The organism is Tolypothrix sp. VBCCA 56010, from assembly GCF_050875635.1.
In the GTDB taxonomy this organism is placed as follows: domain Bacteria; phylum Cyanobacteriota; class Cyanobacteriia; order Cyanobacteriales; family Nostocaceae; genus Hassallia.
Genome location: NZ_JBPAOH010000362.1, coordinates 1 through 1,092 on the forward strand (window position 1 = coordinate 1; position 1,092 = coordinate 1,092).

1 pseudogene is annotated in these 1,092 nt (G+C 40.3%); it reads left to right on the forward strand.

The window, feature by feature from the left end:
- Window positions 1–342 precede the first annotated feature (342 nt).
- Window positions 343–1,044 (forward strand): annotated as a pseudogene (locus tag AABK37_RS41475) (response regulator transcription factor); the annotation flags it as partial.
- Between the last annotated feature and the right edge of the window lie 48 nt (window positions 1,045–1,092).

Consider the following 1,092-nt stretch of genomic DNA (forward strand, 5'->3'; position numbering starts at 1 on the left):
CAATGGAGGGAATATAAGTCAACCTGGTAAAACTTCGGTTTTGCTAGATGCGATTCCCTGCGAAGTTGGAAACCCCATCCCTCTATAGGGTGGGGTAGTTCATTAAAGTGGGTTTGACCAACGATAATGTTACTTCCCTCCGGAATTTCCATGACAACTGATTTTATTTTTATAGAGTTTATTTAACATTTGTAAACACAATTATTCGATTTGTAAAACAATATTTATTAAACTATACTATCTTTCTAAGATGAATATTAATAGTAACTTTTGCAAAACTTGCGTTTTAATTAGTTTTGTCAAGAATTGTCATCTAAATTAACCATAAATCAAATTTATTTTATGAAAATATTACTTGTGGAGGATGACGAGTTTGTTGCTGAGGCTATCGTCGCTGTTCTTAATAACCAAAACTATGTAGTGGAAATTGCCCCCGATGGTGAAACAGCTTGGGATTTAGTGGAAATATTTGATTATGACTTAATACTTTTAGATGTCATCCTCCCAAAGTTAGATGGTATTAGTCTTTGCCGTAAAATAAGACTTCATGGTTTGCAAATGCCAATCATGTTGTTGACTGGGTGCGATAGCAGTCACGAGAAGGCTACAGGATTAGATGCAGGTGCCGATGACTACCTGGTTAAACCGTTCGATCAAGAGGAATTAATTGCACGGCTGCGAGCGCTGTTGCGTCGGGGTGTTATTCCGTCACAACCTGTGTTGGAATGGGGTAATTTACGGCTCGATCCGACAAGTTGTGAAGTTACTTACACAGAACAACCGCTATCATTAACGCCGAAAGAATATGCGTTGCTAGAACTTTTTTTGCGAAACAGTCACCGCGTATTTAGCTGCGGCATGATTTTAGAACATCTTTGGTCTTATAATGACGCTCCAGGTGAAGAAGCTGTTCGCACTCATATTAAAGGATTGCGAATGAAGCTTAGAAGTGTCGGAGCACCAGGAAATCTGGTTGAAACAGTTTATGGAATTGGCTATCGTCTGAAGCTAGCGAAAGAGGACAGGGGGACAGGGGGACAGGGGGACGGGGGGACATGAGGACGTGAAAATAGGTGGTCAGGTAGGAATAAC